At 69.7% G+C, this 16,901-nt stretch carries 16 protein-coding genes; 13 read left to right on the top strand and 3 right to left on the bottom strand.

The features are described 5' to 3' along the window. The first annotated feature begins 38 nt into the window (after positions 1-38). Complete coding sequence (locus ACFOWB_RS15350) at positions 39-950, top strand: ATP-grasp domain-containing protein (protein ID WP_378148105.1); 912 nt, start codon at positions 39-41, stop codon at positions 948-950. Continuing rightward, positions 940-1,782 (top strand): triphosphoribosyl-dephospho-CoA synthase, encoded by an 843-nt coding sequence (locus ACFOWB_RS15345; RefSeq protein WP_261403066.1) that lies wholly within the window; start codon positions 940-942, stop codon positions 1,780-1,782. The genes ACFOWB_RS15350 and ACFOWB_RS15345 overlap by 11 nt, the downstream gene beginning before the upstream one ends. Here the strand turns inward: ACFOWB_RS15345 and ACFOWB_RS15340 are convergent. Then, positions 1,739-2,446 carry a HisA/HisF-related TIM barrel protein gene (locus ACFOWB_RS15340; protein ID WP_378148103.1) on the bottom strand — a complete coding sequence of 236 codons (708 nt, stop codon included), beginning with the start codon at positions 2,444-2,446 and terminating at the stop codon, positions 1,739-1,741. The two genes, ACFOWB_RS15345 and ACFOWB_RS15340, sit on opposite strands and share 44 nt — an antisense overlap. 225 nt (positions 2,447-2,671) lie before the next feature. Between ACFOWB_RS15340 and ACFOWB_RS15335 the strand changes: the two genes are divergently transcribed. From ACFOWB_RS15335 to folK, 4 genes are read left to right on the top strand one after another with little or no spacing between them, the layout of a single operon-like run. Beyond that, positions 2,672-3,619, top strand: coding sequence for an ATP-grasp domain-containing protein (locus ACFOWB_RS15335; RefSeq protein WP_261403063.1), 948 nt, complete (start codon positions 2,672-2,674; stop codon positions 3,617-3,619). After that, the gene (locus ACFOWB_RS15330) at positions 3,616-4,656 is read left to right on the top strand and encodes a hydantoinase/oxoprolinase family protein (RefSeq protein WP_261403062.1); all 1,041 of its coding nucleotides are present in this window, start codon (positions 3,616-3,618) and stop codon (positions 4,654-4,656) included. The genes ACFOWB_RS15335 and ACFOWB_RS15330 overlap by 4 nt, the downstream gene beginning before the upstream one ends. A gap of 46 nt (positions 4,657-4,702) precedes the next feature. Further along, positions 4,703-5,074: a dihydroneopterin aldolase gene (gene folB / locus ACFOWB_RS15325; RefSeq protein WP_261403061.1), complete on the top strand. Its 372-nt coding sequence runs from the start codon at positions 4,703-4,705 to the stop codon at positions 5,072-5,074. Between the two features lie 5 nt (positions 5,075-5,079). Beyond that, entirely contained in the window at positions 5,080-5,583 is a 504-nt protein-coding gene (gene folK / locus ACFOWB_RS15320) for a 2-amino-4-hydroxy-6-hydroxymethyldihydropteridine diphosphokinase (protein WP_261403060.1), read from the top strand. Between the two features lie 3 nt (positions 5,584-5,586). Here the strand turns inward: folK and ACFOWB_RS15315 are convergent, their stop codons facing one another. Together ACFOWB_RS15315 and ACFOWB_RS15310 are read right to left on the bottom strand one after the other, a co-directional pair. Further along, positions 5,587-5,943, bottom strand: coding sequence for a response regulator (locus ACFOWB_RS15315; protein ID WP_261403059.1), 357 nt, complete (start codon positions 5,941-5,943; stop codon positions 5,587-5,589). 80 nt (positions 5,944-6,023) lie between these two features. Beyond that, on the bottom strand, positions 6,024-6,965 hold the full coding sequence (locus tag ACFOWB_RS15310; protein ID WP_261403058.1) for a LysR family transcriptional regulator: 942 nt from the start codon (positions 6,963-6,965) through the stop codon (positions 6,024-6,026). 248 nt (positions 6,966-7,213) lie between these two features. Between ACFOWB_RS15310 and ACFOWB_RS15305 the strand changes: the two genes are divergently transcribed. The 7 genes from ACFOWB_RS15305 to ACFOWB_RS15275 all read left to right on the top strand — a co-directional run bounded on the left by ACFOWB_RS15305 (position 7,214) and on the right by ACFOWB_RS15275 (position 16,822). Next, the gene (locus ACFOWB_RS15305) at positions 7,214-8,230 is read left to right on the top strand and encodes a class 1 fructose-bisphosphatase (RefSeq protein ID WP_378148815.1); all 1,017 of its coding nucleotides are present in this window, start codon (positions 7,214-7,216) and stop codon (positions 8,228-8,230) included. 17 nt (positions 8,231-8,247) lie between these two features. After that, on the top strand, positions 8,248-9,129 hold the full coding sequence (locus ACFOWB_RS15300) for a phosphoribulokinase (protein WP_378148098.1): 882 nt from the start codon (positions 8,248-8,250) through the stop codon (positions 9,127-9,129). A gap of 80 nt (positions 9,130-9,209) precedes the next feature. Further along, positions 9,210-9,893, top strand: a complete 684-nt coding sequence (gene rpe / locus ACFOWB_RS15295) for a ribulose-phosphate 3-epimerase (RefSeq protein WP_261403056.1) — start codon at positions 9,210-9,212, stop codon at positions 9,891-9,893. Then, positions 9,893-10,639: an HAD-IA family hydrolase gene (locus ACFOWB_RS15290; protein ID WP_261403055.1), complete on the top strand. Its 747-nt coding sequence runs from the start codon at positions 9,893-9,895 to the stop codon at positions 10,637-10,639. Before rpe ends, ACFOWB_RS15290 begins: the two co-directional genes overlap by 1 nt. A 153-nt stretch (positions 10,640-10,792) precedes the next feature. Then, entirely contained in the window at positions 10,793-12,259 is a 1,467-nt protein-coding gene (locus tag ACFOWB_RS15285; protein ID WP_378148095.1) for an efflux transporter outer membrane subunit, read from the top strand. Beyond that, positions 12,259-13,524: an efflux RND transporter periplasmic adaptor subunit gene (locus tag ACFOWB_RS15280; RefSeq protein WP_378148093.1), complete on the top strand. Its 1,266-nt coding sequence runs from the start codon at positions 12,259-12,261 to the stop codon at positions 13,522-13,524. Before ACFOWB_RS15285 ends, ACFOWB_RS15280 begins: the two co-directional genes overlap by 1 nt. A 148-nt stretch (positions 13,525-13,672) precedes the next feature. Then, positions 13,673-16,822, top strand: coding sequence for an efflux RND transporter permease subunit (locus tag ACFOWB_RS15275; RefSeq protein ID WP_378148091.1), 3,150 nt, complete (start codon positions 13,673-13,675; stop codon positions 16,820-16,822). The last annotated feature ends 79 nt before the right edge of the window (positions 16,823-16,901 follow it).

The following is a 16,901-nucleotide window of genomic DNA, read 5'->3' as shown; positions in this document are numbered from 1 at the left end:
CTCTTCGCTCCGGCCGGGATGACGTGCGACAAGACCCCATGATCCTCCCCGACACGGTCGTCATCTTCACCGAAAAGGCCGACTGGCACTCGAACGGTCTCGCCAAAGCCTGCGCGAACGCAGGCCTTTGCCCGATCATCCTCTCGATCGCCGACTGCGGCTTCGACGTCGCATCCGGGCGTCCCGGCCTCGTGCTGCCGGGCCTCGACGGCCGCCTGCCCGGGGCGATCTTCGTGCGGCTCGTGCCGGCCGGCACCACCGAGCAGATCACCGCGCGACTCGGCCTGCTGCACGCCGCGCGATCGGCGGGCGTGCGCGTGGTCAATGACGCCCGCGCCATCGAGGCCTGCGTCGACAAGTCGATGACCACATTCCTGCTCGCGCAGGCCGGCCTGCCGACGCCCAGAACCATCGTGACCGAGAAGCCGGAAGCCGCCGAAGCGGCGCGTAAAACGCTCGGCGGCGACGTCGTGCTGAAGCCGCTGTTCGGCGCGCAGGGCAAAGGGCTGGTCCGCCTTCGCGACGGCGACCCGCTGCCCCCGTCGGAAGACGTCGGCGGCCTCTATTACCTGCAGGAATTCGTCGCGAGCCGCGGCTCGCGCGCGGCCGGCGGCGCCCATGACTGGCGGGTGTTCGTGCTCGGCGGGAAACCGCTCGCGGCCATGATCCGGCGCTCGGACGGCTGGGTCACCAACATCTTTCAGGGCGCTGACGGCGAACCTGCAGATCCCACCGGCGCGCCCGCCGACTATGCGGTGCGGGCGGCGGCGGCGGTCGGCGCGGATTACGCCGGCGTCGACCTGATCGAAGACGAGGACGGTCGCTTCCTGGTGCTGGAAGTCAACTCCATGCCGGCCTGGAAGGGCCTTCAGACCGCGACCGGCGTCGACGTCGCGGCGGCGCTCGCCGGCGACCTCGCCCAGAAACTCGCTCGCCCCGATGCCGCCTAAGACCTTCGACCTTTCGGGCGTCGCCGAGGCGTTCGTGGCCGCGTGCCGGGCGGAGCTTTCAGCGCTCAAGCCCGGCAACGTCCACAAGTTTCGCGACGGACACGGCATGACGGTCGCGACCTTCGAACGCGCCGCGGAAGTCGCCGCCGTGCGGCTCGTGGCGGGGACCACGGTCGGCGAGCGCATCGAGGGCGCGACCCGCGCATCGCTTGGCGCTGTCGGCCTCAACGCCAATCTCGGCATCGTGCTCCTCTGCGCGCCGCTCGCCCATGCGGCGCTCAACGCCCACGGACGACCGCTCAAGTCCTCGCTCGACCATGTTCTGAAGCGCCTCACCGTCGAGGACGCCGAGGCCGCCTACCGGGCGATCGCGGCGGCCAATCCCGGCGGGCTCGGGCGCACGGACGAGCACGACGTCGCCGAGCCGCCAAGAATCACGCTGCTTGAGGCGATGGCGGCGGCGGCCGGCCGCGACCGGATCGCGCAGCAATATGTCTCCGGCTTCGAGGACGTCTTCGCGGCCGCGCGCGCCTATCGCGCGAAGGCGCCCGGCCGCGAGGCGGTGGAGGACCTTTATCTCGGCCTGCTGGCGCTGTTCCCGGACAGCCACGTGGCCCGGAAGTTCGGGGCCGAGACGGCCGAAGCGCTGCGGCGCGAGGCGGCGGCGTTCTCGGAGGGGCTGGACTTTCGCGCGGACCGCGAGCGCGCGCTCGACGCCTTCGACCTGCACCTGAAGGCGCGCGGCCTCAATCCGGGAACGACCGCCGACCTCACGGTCGCGGCGCTCTTCACCGCGGCGCTGCTTGAAGGGCCGAAAGCTCACGACCGCTGAGCCGTCCGTCATGCAGCGCGCTCGCCACCAGCGCGCCCGCGACGCCGATCCCTTGCAGCGCCCTCAGATCCTCGATCCCGCGCACCCCGCCCGCCGCATAGACGGCGCGGCCGTCAGCGCGCGACACGACGCTTTGCAGCCGCTCGAAGTCCGGCCCTGAATCGGCGCCGACCCGGCCGAGCGTCATGACGATGATTTTTTCCGGCCACAGGGACGGATCGTCATGGACGGCCGCCGGGCCGATCGGTCCCGAGGCGTCATGGTCGAGCGACAGCACGCCCTGTGAGGCCTTCAGCGCGTGGCCGAGCGTGCGGGCGTCCTCGAAGCTTTCGGACCCGATCACGGCCACGCCTTCCCCGGCTTCGCGGCGCTCGAAAAGATCCTCGACGTCGGCTGCGCCGCGATCGATCCAGAGTTCGAGGTCGGGATACGCCGCGGCGAGCGCCGCCACCGCGTGATCATGCCCCCGCCCGCCGCGGATGGCGTCGATGTCGGCGACGTAAAGCCGGCGGAACGGCGCGAGCTTCATCAGCGCGCCGGCGATCGCAAGCGGTCCCGAGCCATCGACAAGCCCTGAGCGGATCGGCTGATACGAGCCGCGCTCGCCGCGGCGGGCGTGCACGACCTCGCCGCCCATCAGGTCGATCACGGGAATGACGTCCATGGCGGCCTCCAGAAGCAGGCGAGCGCTTTAGCCTGAACTCCCGCTTGCGCGAAACCGCCGGGAGACGCAGGAAACGGATTGCGTGCTTCGAGACGCCCGCCAAGGCGGGCTCCTCAGCATGAGGAATGTTTGTGGCTTGCAGCGCTCAAACGATCCTCATGCTGAGGAGCCGTCCGGAGGACGGCGTCTCGAAGCACGCAGTTCATTTCGGCAGGGACCTTCCGTTTGCGCGTTCTCGTCTGCGAATTCGTCACCGGCGGCGGCATGCGGAGCGAGCATCTGCCGCCCTCGCTCGCCCGCGAGGGCGCGATGATGCGCGACGCGCTGCTGCGGGACCTGTCCGAGCTTGCCGGCGTCGAAGCCGTCGCCACCTCCGACGACCGGCTGGCGCCGCCGCCCTGCGGCGAGATCCACGACGTGCGCGAGCGCGACGACGTCTGGAAGGCCTGGGCTTCGCTCGCGCGCGGCTGCGACGTCGCCTGGCCGATCGCGCCGGAGACCGGCGGCGTGCTGTCCCGTCTCGCGAGACTGCTCGGCGAAACGGGCGTGGACGTCATCGGGCCGAGCGAAGAGGCGATCGCGATCGCGTCCTCGAAATTCCTGACCGCCCAGCGCCTTCGCGAACGCGGCGTCCCGACGCCGCCGGTCTGGCGCGTGAGCGCGGCGCCTGATCACACTAGCCCCGTGGTGGTGAAGCCCGACGACGGCGCAGGCTGCGACGCCACCCTGTTCCTCGAAGAACCGCCCGCGAGCATCCCCGCCGGCTCTATCGTACAGCCCTTCGTCGCCGGCGAGGCCGCGAGCCTCACCGTGCTGCGCGCCCATGGCGCGACGCGGCTGCTCTCGGCGAACCGGCAGCATGTGGCGATCGAGGACGGCGCCTTCCGGTTCCAGGGCCTCACCGTCGGCGCGATCGAAGATGCGGACGGCAGGCTCGCCGCGCTCGCGAGAGCCGTCGGCGACGCCCTCCCGGGCCTCGACGGGATTTTCGGAATCGACCTCGTGCTCGGCGCTGACGGACCGGTGGTGATCGAGATCAATCCGCGCCTCACCACCGCGTATTGCGGCCTGCGCGAGTCGCTTGGCCTGAACCCGGTTTCGCTGGTTCCGCCGTTCGACGTCGCGCCACTCGCGGCGTGGGCAGGCGCGCGTCCCGTCGAGGTGAGGCTGTGAGCGGCGAGGTCCTCGGCTGGGACGTCGGCGGCGCGCATCTGAAGCTGGCGCGCCTCGGCGGCGACGGCGCGCTTGAGGCGGTGCGCATCGTTCCCTGCCCCCTCTGGAAGGGCCTCGACGAGCTCGACCGCGCGCTGGACGCGCTCGGGGCCGACGCCCCGGCGGACGCTGTTTCGGCCGTGACCATGACGGGCGAGCTGGTCGATCTCTGGCCGGATCGCGCGACAGGGGTCGCGGCGCTTTCCGATCGGCTCTCTCAGCGACTGGGCCCGCAAACCCGCTTTTACGGCGGAGCGGACGGTTTCCTGACCGCCGGGGAAGCCGCCAAACGCTGGGCCTGCGTCGCTTCAGCCAATTGGCGCGCGACCGCCGAGGCGCTCGCGCTCGGAGGCGGCGACGGGCTGCTCATCGACATCGGCTCGACGACCGCGGACCTCATCCTGTTCAGCGGCGGCGACGTCACTGCGCTGGGCTCGACCGACGCCTCGCGGATGGCCGCTGAGGAGCTGGTCTATCTCGGCGTCGCCCGCACGCCCGTGATGGCCGTCGCGCCCCGTCTGCCCTTCGGCGGCGCCTGGATCACGCCGATGGCCGAGCACTTCGCCACCACCGCCGACGTCTTCCGCCTCACCGGCGACCTTCCCGACGACGCCGACCTCCATCCGGCGGCCGATGGCGGCGAGAAAACCCGCGAGGCCAGCGCCCGCCGTCTGCTGCGGATGGTCGGCGCGGACCTCGACGCCGAGACAGGCAGGCTGGTCGAGCCGCTGGCCCGCTGGATCGCCGAGGCCGTGCTGCGGCGGCTCTGCGACGCTGCGTCCTGCGTCCAGTCGCGGCGGGGAAGCCCTGTAACGCCGACGATCTACGGCGCGGGCGTCGGACAGTTTCTCACCGCGAGGCTGGCGCGACGGCTTGGGCTCCTGTATCGCGACGTCGGCGAACTGTGGACGGACGACGCGCGCCTCGCCGGAGCCGCCGCCGACTGCGCGCCGGCCGTCGCCGTCGCCCGCCTCTACGCCGCCGCCCTCAGCGCCTGACAGCGCGGCGGACACGCCCTCAAACGCCTGTCGAGACTTGGCTTAAATGAGCGACCGGATCTTCATACGCGGCATTCAGGTCCACGCGTATCATGGCGTTTTCGAAGAAGAACATCGGCTTGGCCAAAAGTTCTTTTTCGACGTCGACTACTGGGTGCAGGCGCAGCCTTACGCGCAGGCCGACGACTTCTCGGGCGCGGTCTCCTACACCGACGTTCATGACGCGGTGGTCGAGATCGCCAAGGGTCCGCGCATCAATCTGATCGAGGCGTTGGCCGAACAGATCGCCCAAAAGCTGCTGTCGTCCTTCCCGACGATCGAGCAGGTGCGCGTCGAGGTCCACAAGCCCGGCGCGCCGATCGCCGGCGTGTTTTCCGACGTCGGCGTCGAGATCCTCCGACGACGCGCCGGGACCTGAGCGAAATGACCGAGATCGGGCTCGGCCTCGGCAGCAATGTCGGGGACAAGATCGAGAACGTCCGGCGCGCGCTCGAACGTCTGTTCGCCGGGCCGGAATTTTCGTTCGTGGCCGCGTCCTCGATCTGGCGCACCGCCCCGTGGGGCTATCTTGACCAGGACTGGTTCGCCAACGCCTGCGCGGTCGGCCGCACGGAGCTTTCGGCCGACGAAGCGCTCGCCTTCACCCAGAGCGTCGAGGCGGAGCTCGGGCGCGAGACCACGTTCCGCTGGGGTCCGCGGCTGATCGACATCGACATCCTCTATCTCGGCGAGACGCAGGTGCGCTCCGAGCGGCTGATCATCCCCCACAAGGAAATGTTCAACCGCGCCTTCGTGCTGACGCCGCTGGCCGAGGTCCGGCCCGACCTCATCCTCGACGGCCGATCGATCCGCGACGCGGCGGCGGTCGGCGGCGACCAGGGGTTCTCGCGGCTCGCGCAGCCCTGGCGGCCGGACGGGACGGGCTGAGGCTCAGCTCTCGTCCTTGCGCGCCAGCGCGTCGAGCTCGCGGGCGATCGATTCCGGCCTGAACGGTTTTGGGACCCTGCGCTCGAGTTTGAGCTCGTCAGGGGCTTCGCCGCGGTCGGCCCCGGAGACGAACACGAACGGCACATGCTTGAGCCTGAGCTCGAGCGCGAGCGAATAGGTCTTCCCGTCCGTCACGTCGATGTCGAGAAATGCGAGGTCGAGAGGCGCGCCGTCTACGATCTTCAGCGCATCGCGGACGGAACAGGCGACCACGGTCTCGACGCTCGGCAGTCGGTCGAGCACGATCGCCTCGATTTCGAGGGCGATGACCGGCTCGTCCTCGACGATCAGGACGCGCATGCGCGGAGAACTCCACCCACAGTCGCGACGCCAGGACCGGCCGATCGCAAGACTGTCTGTCAAAGACGCGCGCGGGGCTTCTAAGGTTCCGCTTCGACGCGGACGATGCTGGGGAGAAACTCGGCGCCGCGCTCGGAAAGGAACGCGCTCATGGCGGCCGCCGGCGGAGTGAGGCGCTTGCCGGCGCGGCGCACCACATGCCATTGGCGCATGATCGGCAGGCCCTCGACGTCGAGCTGGGCGAGGCGCCCGTCGGCGATTTCGGCCGCGACGGTGTGCGCCGAAATGAAGGCGAGGCCGAGCCCCGCGATCACCGCCTGCTTGATCGTCTCGTTGGAGCCGATCTCCATGCCGCTCTTGGCCTCGACCTTGCGCTCGGCGAACAGCCGCTCCATCAGCGCGCGGGTGCCGGAGCCAGCCTCGCGCATCAGGAACACCTGGCCGGTGAGCTCATGCGGCTGCACCCGGCGACCGACCAGCGGATGGTCGATGGGCGCGACGACGATGTGCGGATGGTCGCCGATGACGGTGCGAATGGTCTCCATGTCCTCCGGCGGCCGCCCCATGATCGCGACGTCGACCTTGTCGCCGCGCAGCAGGTTCAGCACGTCGGCGCGGTTGCCGACCGCAAGGCTCAGCTCGACCTTCGGATGAGCGCGCGCGAAGGCGCCGAGCGCCATGGGCGCGAAATACTTCGCGGTCGAGACGATCGCGACCGAGACCCGGCCGCCCTCGAGACCCTTCATCGCCTCGAGCGCCGCGACGCAGTCGCGGATCGCGGACTCGATCCGGCCGACCGCCTCGACGACCTCGCGGCCGGCGTCCGTCGGGCGGAACTTGTCGCCGGAACGGTCGAGCAGCGGCAGCTCGGTCGCAGCCTCCAGTAGCTGGACCTGCATGGTCACGGCCGGCGGCGTGACGCCCAGTCGGCGCGCGGCCGCGCTCACCGCGCCCGTCTCCGCCACGGCGGCGAGCGCGCGTAGTTGTTTCACTGTCAGCGAGCGGATCAGGTCTTCAGACATACTGAAACAGCGCTTTAGGGGATTTGGCTTAGCTGAGCAATCCGTATATGAGGCTTGCAGGGCGCGGGGCGGCTTTTCGCATGCCCGTCCCTGAACCTTTATCGTGATCGACGCTTTTTCAGGCTCGCCTCCAAGGCCTTTACGACAAACTGCTGCGTTGTCGCGCAGCGGATCCGCAGGGCTAGGTGGCGCCGAGACTGGAAGGGTGCGGCGCAGGCGCGCTCAGGAGACCTTACGTGGCTGACACCATGACGCTTGAGGCCTATCTCGCCGGCTGGGCGGGCGACGACGCGGGACGCGGCGACGTCGCAAAGACGGTGCTCGCGATGTGCGAGGCCGGCCGCAGGATCGCTCTGGTCGTCGGCCGCGGCGCGCTCGAGGGCGACATGGCCGCGGCGATCGGCGGCAACGCCGGCGGCGACACCCAGAAGGCGCTCGACGTCCGAACCCACGAGATGACCCTCGAAGTCCTCAAGGACACGCCCGTCGCGCGCGTCGGCTCCGAGGAGGCCGAAGACGTCGTCGTGTTCGACGAGGGCCGCCCGCTCGCCGTCGCCATGGACCCGCTCGACGGCTCCTCCAACATCGAGACCAACGTGTCGATCGGCACCCTGTTCGGCGTGCTGCCGAACATCGGCGAGGACACCTTCCTCCAGCCGGGCTCGCGCCAGCTCGCCGCAGGCTTCATCGTCTACGGGCCCGCGACCGCGCTGGTGCTGACCGTGGGGGCCGGCACGCAGGTCTTCATGCTGGACCATGGCTCGAACGCGTTCCTGCAGACCCACAAGGACGTGAAGATCCCCGAGAAGACCAAGGAGTTCGCGATCAACGCCTCGAACCAGCGCCACTGGAACGAGCCGATGTCGGCCTATATCGCCGACTGCCTCGCCGGCGACACGGGCCCGCGCGAGAAGAACTTCAACATGCGCTGGGTCGGCTCGCTGGTCGCCGACGTCTTCCGCATCCTGGTGCGCGGCGGCGTCTATCTCTATCCGGGCGACGCGCGCGAGGGCTACGGCCAGGGCCGCCTGCGCCTCGTCTACGAGTGCAACCCGATCGCCTTCGTGTGCGAGCAGGCCGGGGGCGCGGCCACCGACGGGACGACGCGCGTTCTCGACCTCATCCCCGAGAAGCTGCACCAGCGCGCCGCGCTGATCGCGGGCTCGGCCGAGGAGGTCGAGCGGATCGCCCGTTATTACGAGCAGCCCGCGCGCTCCTCGTCGTCGTCGCCGCTCTTCGCCAAGCGCGGCCTCTTCCTGGCCTGACGGCCGGCGTCGCGCTCATGTCGGTCCGTTTTCCGATCATCTCCGTCACCGGCTCGTCGGGCTCCGGCACGACCTCGGTGCGGCAGACCTTCGAGCAGATCTTCCGGCGCGAGCACATCGCGGCGGCGTTCGTCGAGGGCGACGCCTTCCATCGCTACGACCGCGAGAGCATGCGCCGGCACGCGCTGGAGCAGGAGGCGGCGGGCAACCACCACTTCTCGCATTTCGGCCACGAGGCCAACCTGATGGCCGAGCTCGAGGAGCTGTTCCGCAGCTATTCCGAGACCGGGACAGGCCGCTCGCGCCATTATGTCCACGACCTAATCGCGGCCCAGCAGTTCGGCCAGCCGATGGGAACCTTCACCGACTGGACCGACCTGCCCGCGCCCACGGACGTGATGTTCTACGAGGGGCTCCACGGCGCGGCGATGGGCGACGGCATCGACATCGCGCAATACGCCGACCTCAAGGTCGGCGTCGTGCCGGTCATCAATCTCGAGTGGATCCAGAAGATCCACCGCGACAAGAACGACCGCGGCTACAGCGCCGAGGACGTGACCCACACGATTCTCAGGCGCATGCCCGACTACGTGAACTTCATCTGCCCGCAGTTCACCGCCACCGACGTCAACTTCCAGCGCATTCCGACCGTCGATACGTCGAACCCGTTCATCTCCCGCACGATCCCTTCAGCGGAAGAATCGATGGTGGTGATCCGCTTCCGCGATCCGCACGGCATCGATTTTCCGTATCTGCTCTCGATGATCTCCTGGAGCTTCATGTCCCGGGCGAATTCGATCGTGATCCCGGGCGGGAAGCTCGACCTCGCGATGCAGCTGATCCTGACGCCGATGATCCTGAACCTCGTCGAGAAGAAGCGGCGGGCGGAGATCGGCTGAGCGGGACTGCGCGCTTCACCTCGGCCGTCATTCGGTCTAACAGCATGTTGCGCCGCAATAGCCTGACCTGAGCGACCCGAATGTCCGATATCGTCATCGCCCCCTCGATCCTCTCGGCCGATTTCTCGAAGCTCGGCGAGGAGACCGCCGCCGTGGTCGCCGCCGGCGCCGACTGGGTGCATCTCGACGTGATGGACGGGCATTTCGTGCCGAACATCACCTTCGGGCCGGAGGTCGTGAAGAAGCTGCGCCGCTGGACCGACGCCTTCTTCGACTGCCATCTGATGATCTCGCCCGCCGACCCCTATCTCGAGGCCTTCGCCAAGGCCGGCTGCGACCAGATCACGGTCCACGCCGAGGCCGGCCCCCATCTCGATCGGTCCCTCCAGTTCATCCGCTCGCTCGGCAAGAAGGCAGGCGTCGCCATCAACCCCTCGACGCCCGAGAGCGCGATCGAATATGTGCTCGACAGGATCGACATGGTCATCGTCATGACGGTCAATCCGGGCTTCGGCGGGCAGGCGTTCATCCCCGCGATGCTGCCCAAGATCGCGAGCATCCGAGAGATGATCGGCGACCGCCCGATCCGCGTCCAGGTGGACGGCGGCGTCAGCCCTGAAACCGCGCCGCTCTGCGCGGCGGCCGGCGCCGACACCTTCGTGGCCGGCAACGCCGTGTTCAAGGACGGGCCGGATCACTACGCCCGCCACATCGCCGCGATCAGGGCGGCGGCGGACGCGGCCTCCGAGACGCAAGCCGCCTGATGGCCCTCGAGGCGCTGATCTTCGACGTCGACGGCACGCTGGCCGAGACCGAGGAGACGCACCGCCGGGCGCTCAACGACACCTTCGCGTCCTTCGGCCTGCCCTGGGACTGGGACCGCGCGACCTATCGCCGGCTGCTCCGCATCATGGGCGGCAAGGAGCGGCTGCTGCACTTCATCGAGTTCGACGGCCCCGAGGGCGCCGACCGCGCCTTCGACCGCCTCGACGAGATCCACGCGGCGAAGAACGTCCGCTACGCCGAACTGGTGCGCGACGGCGCGGTGACGCTGCGCCCGGGCGTCGAGCGGCTGTTGCGGGAGGCGCGCGGCGAGGCTCTCAGGATCGGGATCGCCACCACCACCAGCCGCCGCAACGTCGAGGCGCTGCTTACCGCGACCATCGGCGACGACTGGCGAGACCTCTTCGACGCGATCGCGGCGGGCGACGAGGCTCCGGCCAAGAAGCCGGCGCCCGACGTCTATCTGCTTGCGCTCGAGCGCCTGCGCGTCCCGCCGTCCGCCGCCATCGCGTTCGAGGACACGAGCCACGGCCTGCGCTCGGCGCGCGCCGCCGGCGTTCGCTGTCTCGTCACGCCGAGCGAGTACAGCGACGACCAGAATTTCGCCGGCGCCGCCGCGGTGTTCGACCAGCTTGGCGAGCCGACCGCTCCCGCCCGCCACCTCGCGGGCGCAGGCGCCGGAAAGGCCATGGTCACGGTCCCGCTCCTGCGCGGTCTCGCGGATTGATGGCTCACGATCGGGAGAGCGGTCGCAGGACTGGTTCAAAACCCGCGTGACAGTCGGACATTCAGGAAACCTTCGGCCACGTTCCGCCTCGCCTGTGTCGCCTTCGCGCCATGGCGGCGCCGTCCGGGTCGTGCGATGAAACGCGCAGCGTGCATGCGTAACTGCGAGGCGACCAGTTTGCTGGGATTGAGGGGGCTCAGGCTCGCGACAGCCATCGCCGGCGCGCTCGGGCTCGCCGGCTGCGCCGATCAATGGAACCGACCGCCGCTCGGCGTCGACGCGCCGACCGGGTGGAAGGACGTGCGCGACCCCAAACCCGTCTGGCCGGCGGCCGCATGGTGGCGGGGCTTCGGATCGGCGGAGCTGACGAGCCTCGTCGAGGAGGCCGAGCGCTCCAACCAGGACATCGGCGCGGCGAAGGGTCGGATCGAGCAGGCCGACGCGCAGGTGCGCATTAACGGAGCGAGCCTCATTCCGCTCGTGAGCGGTTCGGGACAGGCCAGCATGCAGCCGGCCGCGACCGGCAACCGCGTCGTCCGCCAGTATCAGCTCGGCCTCGACGCCAGCTACGAACTCGATTTCTGGGGCCGGAACCGCGCGAGCGTACGGTCCGCGCAGGCGACCGCCGTCGCGGCGCGCTTCGACGCCGAGGTGGTGGCGCTCGGCGTCACGACGAGCGTCGCCAACACCTATTTCGCGCTGATGTCCGCGCAGGAGCGGCTCGCGATCGCGCGCGGCAACGTGAAATCCGCCCAGACCGTGCTCGACGCGATCCAGGGACGGCTCGACGTCGGAACGGCGACCGCGCTCGACCGCGCGCAGCAGCGCGCCATTCTCGACCAGCAGCGCGCCACCATCCCGCCGATCGAGGAGGAGGTGCGCACCAACGAGACCGCGATCGCGCTGCTGCTCGGCCGGCCTCCGGTGCGGGTCTCGATCAAGGGCGGCAGGCTCGCGGGACTGAAGGCGCCGGCGGTGCGGCCCGGCATGCCGTCCGACCTTCTCCTCCGCCGCCCGGACGTCCGCCAGGCCGAGGCGACGCTCGCGGCGAGCGACGCCGACATCACCGCCGCGCGCGCCGCCTTTCTGCCGTCGTTCACCCTGACGGGCCAGGGCGGGTTCGAAAGCACGGCGCTAAAGACGCTGATCTCGGGCTCCAACGTCGCCTACCAGCTCGCCGCCGGCGTGACCCAGCCGATCCTCGACCAGACGCTGCCCGGCAATCTTGATCTCGCCAAGGGCCAGTTCCGCGAGAACCTCTTCGCCTATCGCAAGGCGACGACGCAGTCGCTGGTCGACGTCGAGAACGCGCTGATCGCGGTGCGCAAGAGCGCCGAGCAGGTGCGACTGCAGGAGGCGGCGGTCAAAAGCGCGCGCGAAGCCTACGACATCGCTTCCGCGCAGTTGAAGGAAGGAGCCGTCGACATCGTGACGGTCGTGAACACCCAGCAGACGCTGTTCGACGCGCAGGACAATCTCGTCACCGCGCGGCTCGCCCGCTACCAGGCGCTCGTGTCGATGTTCGAGGCGCTCGGCGGCGGCTGGGCGGGCTCGGGTCAGCCCGCCGGCTCCGTCGGCGGTCCGCTGCCGGCCTTCACGGTCTCGGCGGTGTCACGCTGATGCGGAAGCTCGTCGTCCTCCTGTTGATCGTCGCGGCCGGCGTGGCGGCGTGGAAGCTCCTGCCGGAAAAATACTGGCCGACGGCGCTTCTCGCCTCGCGGGACAGCGGCGCGGGCGCCGAGCAGCCGCGCCGCGGCGGACGGCGCGGCGGGCTTGGCGACGAACCGACGCCGGTGATCGCGACGAAGGCCGCGCGTCGGGACGTGCCGGTCTTCCTCGAAGGCGTCGGCTCGTTCCAGGCGCCCAACACGGCGACTGTCCGAGCGCAGGTCGAGGGCGTGCTGGTCGAGGTCGCGTTTCGCGAGGGACAGGACGTGAAGGCCGGCGACGTGCTGGCCCGCATCGATCCGGCGACCTATCAGGCGCAGTACGACCAGGCGGTCGCCCAAAAGGCGCAATACGAGGCGCAGCTCGAAAACGCCCGGCGCGACTTCGAGCGTTATTCGCGGCTCGCCAAGAACGACTACGGCACCCAGCAGCAGGCCGACACGGCGAAATCCACCATCGCCCAGCTCGAGGCGCAGGTCCGCTACTACGGCGCCCTGATCGACCAGGCCAAGACGACGCTCGACCGCACGCAAGTCCGCGCGCCGATTTCCGGCCGCACCGGCGTGCGCGGCGTCGACCAGGGCAACTACGTCACGGCCGGCGACGCCACCGGCATCGTCACCATCACGCAGGTGCAGCCGATCGCGGCGCTGTTCACCCTGCCGCAGCAGAACATTCCGGCGATCACCCGTGCGCTGGCGCGCGGAAGCGTCGCGGTCGAGGCGCTGACCGGCGACGGACGCACGACGCTCGACCGCGGCCGGCTCGAGGTGATCGACAACCAGGTGGACCAGACCACCGGCACGGTGCGGCTGAAGGCGATCTTCGACAACAAGGAGCTCGCGCTCTGGCCCGGCCAGTTCACCACCATCCGGACCGCGGTCGACGTGCTGAAGGACGTCGTCACGACGCCCGGCCAGGCGGTGCAGCAGGGGCCGGACGGACCGTTCGTCTTCGTGGTGAAGCCCGACCAGACGGTCGAGCAGCGGCCCGTCGAGATCACGCGGCAGGACGCCGAGCTCGCGGTGATCGCCAAGGGGCTGGAGGCCGGCGAGACGATCGTCACCACCGGCTTCGCGCGGCTCAGGACCGGCGCGAAGGTCGCGGTCGGCGCCCCGGGCGCGACGCAGGAGCCGGAGACGGATGCGCCCGGAGCTTCGGGTAGCGCGCCGTCGAGCGAGAGCCCGCAGCGCCGCGCGGAAGGCGCCGGGCGGTGAGGCTGAGAAGCGCCGCACTTCTTGTCCCGGACTTGATCCGGGACCTAGAACCGATGCCGCCCGAGGAAAAGGCGGGCCAGTCCAGGCGTCGATTTGAACCGCTGTCGGTTCTGGGTCCCGAATCAAGTCCGGGACAAGGGCGCTGTCCATGAGCGTCTCCTCGCCCTTCATCGCACGCCCCGTCGCCACCACGCTGCTTGCGATCGCGGTGCTGCTGGTCGGCGTGCTCGGCTATCTGAAGCTGCCCGTCTCCTCGCTTCCGCAGGTCGACTTCCCGACCATCCAGGTGACGACGCGCCTGCCCGGCGCGAACCCCCAGACGATGGCCAAGCTCGTCACCGCGCCGCTCGAACGTCAGCTCGGCCAGATCCCCTCGCTCGCCACAATGACCTCGGCGAGCTCCTTCGGGTTCAGCCGCATCACGCTGCGCTTCGATCTCGACCGCGACATCGACGGCGCGGCGCAAGACGTGCAGGCGGCGATCAACGCCGCGAACTCCACGCTGCCGAGCGACCTGCCCTACCCGCCCGTCTTCGCCAAGGTGAACCCGGCCAACACCCCGGTGCTGACCGTCGCGCTCACCTCCGACACGATGCCGATCCGGGACGTCTCCGACCTCGCCGACACGCTGGTGGCGCAGCGGCTGGCGGAGGTCGTGGGCGTCGGCCGGGTTTCGGTCGGCGGCGGCGTGAAACCGGCCGTGCGCGTTCAGGCGGACGTGCGGCGGCTCGCGGCCTACGGGCTGACGCTCTCGCAGCTCCGCACTGCGGTCGCGGGCGCGAGCGTCGCGGGGCCGAAGGGTTCGATCGACGGCGACCGGCAGTCCTTCACCATTTCGGCCAACGACCAGATCGAGACCGCGAAGGCTTATCGCGAAGTCATCGTCACGACCAACAACGGCGTGCCGGTGCGCCTGCGCGACGTCGCCGACGTGATCGACGGCGTCGAGGACGAGAACGTCGCGGCGACCCATCAGGGCAAGCCCGCCATCGTCATCGACGTCCAGCGCCAGCCCGGCGCCAACACGGTCGAGACCGTGGAGACGCTGCGAAAGGCGCTGCCCGAGATCCAGCGCGCCATGCCGGCGGGCGTGAAGGTCGACGTGGTCGACGACCGCACCGACACGATCAAGGCCTCGATCCACGAGGTCGAGATCACGCTCGCGCTCTCGGTCGGCCTCGTGATCCTCGTGGTGCTGGTCTTCCTGAGGACGTTGCGCGCGACGCTCATCGCCGGCGTCGCGTTGCCGCTGTCGCTGATCGCGACCTTCGCGGTGATGTGGGGGTTCGGCTACAGCCTCGACAACCTGTCTCTGATGGCGCTCGTGGTCGGCGCGGGCTTCGTGGTCGACGACGCCATCGTCATGATCGAGAACATCCAGCGCCATATCGAGGACGGCGAGCATCCTCTCAAGGCGGCCTATGAGGGCGCGCGCGAGATCGGCTTCACGATCGTCTCGCTCACCGCGTCGCTCGTCGCGGTTTTCATCCCGCTGCTGTTCATGAGCGGGCTGATCGGCCGCGTGTTCCGGGAGTTCGCGGCGACGCTGACGATCGCCGTCGTGGTCTCGATGGTGATCTCGCTCACTCTCACGCCGATGATGTGCTCGCGACTCCTGAAGGCGCCGAAGCACGGCGAGACCTCGCGCCTCGGGAAGGCGGCGGAGGCCGCCACCACGCGATTCATCGAGCGCTACCGCCGGTCGCTGCTGATGGTGCTGCGCCATCAGGGACTCACCCTGCTGGTGACGCTCGCGACGCTTCTCGCGACCGGCTGGCTCTACGTCGTAGCCCCCAAGGGCTTTCTCCCCGCGCAGGATTCAGGGCTGATCTCGGCGACGCTGGAGGCGAGCCAGGACGTCTCCTTCTCGGAACTCAAGACCCGCTCGACGACGGCGGTCGCGGAGATCCGCGAGGACCCGGCGGTGCGCAGCGTCGTCTCGGTGCTTGGCGTCGGCGAGCAGACGCCGACCTCGAACGCCGGCCGCCTGACCATCGTCCTAAAGCCCCACGCCGAGCGCGACGCGAGCGCCGAAGAGGTCATCGCGCGGCTGAGCCGCAGGCTCTCCGCCTTGCCCGATCTCTCCATCGTGTTCCAGGCGACGCAGGACCTTCAGATCTCGACCCGCGTCAGCCGCGCCCGCTACCAGTACACGCTGACCGACAGCGATCCGCGCGAACTCGCCGAGAACGCCAACAAGCTGGTGGAGCGCCTGCGCGCCTCGCCGGCGCTGCGCAACGTCGGGTCGGACGCGCGCGCGGGCGGCCTTCAGGCCAAGGTCACGGTCGACCGGATCGCGGCGGGCCGTCTCGGCGTCACCGTGCAGTCGATCGCCGACGCGCTCTACGACGCCTTCGGCCAGCGGCAGATCTCGACCATCTACGGCCAGGCCAACCAGTACCGGGTGGTGCTGGAGGCCTCGAAGGACGACGCCCGCGACGTCTCGGCGATCGGTCGGCTCTACGTCACCCCGACGGCCGCGACCTCCGAGACGACGACCTCCGCCGCGACCTCGACCAACGACACGATCCGCGCGCCCGTGCCGCTCTCGGCGGTGGCGCGGGTCGATCTGGAGCCCGCCGACCTCGTCGTGACCAACGAGGAGCAGTTCCCGGCCAACACCATCTCGTTCGACCTCGCCGAGAACGCCTCGCTCTCCGACGCCGTGGCGGCGATCGAGGAGGCCGAGGCCGAAATCGACCTGCCCTCGACCGTGGTCGGACGCTTCGCGGGCGACGCGGCGGAGTTCGCCGAGTCGCTCGCCGGCCAGCCCGCGCTCGTGCTCGCCGCCGTCATCGCGATCTACATCGTGCTGGGGGTGCTCTACGAGAGCTTCATCCACCCGTTCACGATCCTCTCCACCCTGCCCTCCGCGGGGCTCGGGGCGCTGATCGCGCTCGAGCTCTTCGGGCTCGACCTCTCGATCATCGCGCTCATCGGCATCATCCTGCTGATGGGCATCGTGAAGAAGAACGCGATCATGATGATCGACTTCGCGCTCGACGCCGAACGCGAACGCGGGATGGCGCCGCAGGACTCGATCGTCGAAGCCGCTGTGCTGCGCTTCCGCCCGATCATGATGACGACGCTCGCGGCGCTGCTCGGCGCGCTGCCGCTCGCGATCGCCACCGGCCCCGGCGCGGAGCTGCGCGTGCCGCTCGGCGTCACGATCATCGGCGGGCTGCTGCTCAGCCAGTTGCTGACGCTCTACACGACCCCGGTGGTCTATCTCGCGATGGAGCGGCTGCGCGAACGTTGGTTCGGCGGCGCGAAGCCGGTCGCGGAGCCGGCGGAGTGAGGGGCGGCGGACAAGCGCGTCATCCCGGACGGCCGCAGGCCGATCCGGGATCGTCATCCGGAAAGGGCTCCCGTCGCGC

The organism is Chenggangzhangella methanolivorans, from assembly GCF_042648545.1.
GTDB lineage: Bacteria > Pseudomonadota > Alphaproteobacteria > Rhizobiales > Methylopilaceae > Methylopila > Methylopila methanolivorans.
Note: the sequence above shows the minus strand (reverse complement) of the source record. Positions and strands in the feature narration are given on the sequence as shown.